Below are 3111 nucleotides of genomic sequence, written 5' to 3' on the forward strand. Positions count from 1 at the left end.
CGATGGCCGCTTAACCCCACTGCCCCACACTTTTTGATGCTCTCCCTTCTTAGGGGTAGCACAATAGTTGGAACAGAAACTATCGGTAAGGAAAATCGGATTCGGCTGGTGTCTCGCGGAACGTTCGTTCTGGTTCTTCTGGGCGCTCATGTGTGCGTACACAGTTTACGTCGTGGCCACCTCGCGCTAGCAATAGCGGTTCAACGAAACACAAGTACCCGGTCGAGTCTGACCGGGTATTTTTTTGCGCTTGCTCGTTTTTAAGTTATGATAATGCCCATTTATCGGTACTAAGATGAGGCCACTACCATGGTTGATGATTGTGGGCTCTGATATTCTCTGGTGCAAGGTGGGTCCGATCAGCCCAGTGTCCGGGAAAGAAAATCCCGGACCAGCGGCAGGGCTTCTTCGAAATGCGTTTCTAGCAGCCAATGACCGGCCTCTTCCAGGAGGTGCAACTCTGCGGTTGGTACATCGCGGTGATAGGCGCGCGCCGCCTGCTGGGGCATATAGCCGTCCTGCGGCCCCCAGAGGATCAGGGTCGGGGGCTGCTGCTCGCGCAGAAAAGACTGGTAGCGTGGAAACCAGGTCAGATTTTGTTCCAGCTTTTCCATTAATCCGACGGCCACCGCCTTGCGTGTCGGCGTGTTCATGAGCGGCCAATGCAGCTTCCAAAGATCGGGACAGACGCGGCGGGCGACCTCCTCGGGGACCTCCCCGACGAACTCTTGCCGGAACCCTTCCTCGCTAACGGCCTCTTCCAGCGGGCGGTGCGTCACGTCCGACTTGTCAGCCCACCAGGCCTTGATCGTCTCGTACTTTGGTCCGAGAACGTCTTCGTAGATGTCGCCGTTCTGGATGATGAGCGCCGCGATCCGGTCCGGATGCGCAATGGCGTGCCGCAGGCCGATTTGAGACCCGTAGTCGTGGAGCCAGAGGGCATAGCGTTTCATGTCGAGCGCGTCTGCAACAGCCGCCAAGACACCGGCATAGGCGTCGAAATCGTAGCTAAACTTATCCAGAGCAGGCGTGTCGCTGTAGCCGAATCCGGGCCAGTCGAAGGCAACAGTGCGCCAGCAGTCGGCCAGCGCTGGCATCAGGCGCCTGAACTGGAAGGATGAGCACGGGTAGCCGTGCGGCAGTAACAGGACCGGTGCATCAGGCGGTCCTGCTTCCCGCAGGAATAACGTGTGTCCGCCAATTTTCGCCATTCGATGATTGATACCGTGGGTGTTCATGACTTGCGCTGTGTTTGCGTTCTTTCCATCTAGCGAAGCCCCTTGATACGCTCAGCGCTTCGCGTAGGATTACGGCCATTTACTACAAGAACCCCACTTAAGAATACTTGCGCAAAATTTACCTCCGGACAGCATCCGTATTTACAGGACCAGTAGACGGACCCCGTGCCGGGAGAATATTGCCGGTACCTTCACTCCCCACGTTGCTTTAGCTGGTTATCTATTCCCTTTCCTATTCTTACTACTTGTGGCGTTCGTTGACAATCCCCTCGATGTGTTTTTTGACCTGGTTCCCACCGGCGCCGCCCTCTACTCGCCGCTCTACGATGCCCGCGGCGAGCTGGTCGATTTTCGCTTCGTGCGCCTCAACCCCGCCGGCCAACGGCTGTTGGGCTTGCCCGCCCAGCCTCCGCGCACGTTTCGCGAGTACTACCCCAGCAGTGTACCGACGGGCATTTTTGCCCAGTATCACACTGCCTACCTAACGGGCGAGACCTCGACTTACGACGTGCCCTACGCGGGCGACGGCATCGATACTTACTTCCGACTCGTGGCCCAGCGCAGCGGCGAGTTGCTCGTGGTCAACTTTACCGATATGGGTGACCTGCCCCACTCCGCCGTCGAGCAGTCGCTGCGCGAGAGCCGGGCGCGGGAGCAGACCGCCCGCGCCGAGGCCGAAGCCCAGCGCCAGCGCCTGCACGACATCCTGCTGCAGCTGCCGGCGCAAGTGGCCACCAACCGGGGCCCTGACCATGTGTACGACCTCGTAAACCCGCGCTACCAGCAGCAGTTTCCCGCCCGTGTGCTCCGGGGCCTCCCGGTCCGCGAGGCCCTGCCGGAGCTGGCGGGTCAGCAGTTTTTTGAACTGCTCGATCAGGTCTACCAGACTGGCGAGCCCTTCTACGGCTCCGAGATGCCCGCCTTGGTGGACTATACCCATTCAGGCCGGATGGAGAAGCGCTACTTTGATGTATTTTTTCAGGCCCTACGGAATGCCGACGGCCAGATCGACGGCATCCTCAATTTCGCCTATGACGTGAGCGAGCAAGTGCGGGCGCGGGAGCAGCAGCAGCACCTGAACCAGGAGTTGGCCCAGACCAATGAAGAACTGCGGGCCACTACCGACGAGTATCAGGTTGCCAATCTGGCCTTGAGCGAGGCGCAGCACCAGTTACAGCAGCTCAACCAGGAGCTGGAAGCGCGGGTACACGCGCGCACCCAAGACGTCCTGCAGGCCCAGGCCGAAACCGAAACCCAGCGCCAGCGCCTCGCCCAACTCGTGGCCGAAGCCCCGGCCCTGATTGCCACCCTGCGGGGCCCCGAGCACGTGGTCGAGTTAGCCAACGACAACTTCCGCGCCATTTTTGGGGGCCGCGAGATGGTGGGCAAACCCTACCGCCAGGCCGTCCCCGAACTCGCAGGCCAACCGTTTTTCGCCTTGCTCGACCAGGTGTATCGGACGGGCGAAACCTCCTACGGCCTCGAGCAGCCCGTGACGCTAGACCGCACCAACTCGGGCCGGCTGGAAGACCTCTATATTACCTATATCCACCAAGCCACCCGCGATGCCCAGGGTCAGATTGACGGCATTCTGATTTTTGCCACCGACGTCACGGACCAGATGCTCGCCCGTCAGGAGCGCGAAGCGTGGCAGCGGCAGTTCTACGCCTTCTTTGAGCAGGCCCCTTTTGGCCTGTGCATCTTCGGCGGGCCCGACTTAGTTTACGAGTTCTTTAATCCGAGTTACCAACGGCTGTTACCCAACCGGGACCTGGTCGGGCGGCCCCTACTAGAGGTTATGCCGGAACTGGCGGGCACGCAGGCGCAATGAGGTGGTCTAGCTAAGCCGGACAGAGTAGGGACGTGGTTTGAA

The 3111-nt window shown here is 60.0% G+C and carries 2 protein-coding genes; one reads left to right on the plus strand and one right to left on the minus strand.

The features are described 5' to 3' along the window. Positions 1 to 359 precede the first annotated feature (359 nt). On the minus strand, positions 360 to 1238 hold the full coding sequence (locus tag WX88_RS26425) for an alpha/beta fold hydrolase (RefSeq protein WP_046247437.1): 879 nt from the start codon (positions 1236 to 1238) through the stop codon (positions 360 to 362). Between the two features lie 247 nt (positions 1239 to 1485). On the opposite strand from WX88_RS26425, the gene WX88_RS26430 reads away from it, so the two are divergent. Continuing rightward, positions 1486 to 3069: a PAS domain-containing protein gene (locus WX88_RS26430; RefSeq protein ID WP_046247438.1), complete on the plus strand. Its 1584-nt coding sequence runs from the start codon at positions 1486 to 1488 to the stop codon at positions 3067 to 3069. Positions 3070 to 3111: the final 42 nt, after the last annotated feature.

The sequence above is a fragment of the Hymenobacter terrenus genome (assembly GCF_000972495.1).
In the GTDB taxonomy this organism is placed as follows: domain Bacteria; phylum Bacteroidota; class Bacteroidia; order Cytophagales; family Hymenobacteraceae; genus Hymenobacter; species Hymenobacter terrenus.

Coding starts and splice junctions, on each gene's coding strand:
- WX88_RS26425 (WP_046247437.1), bottom strand. CDS start 1,238: ATGAACACCCACGGTATCAATCATCGAATGGCGAAAATTGGCGGACAC.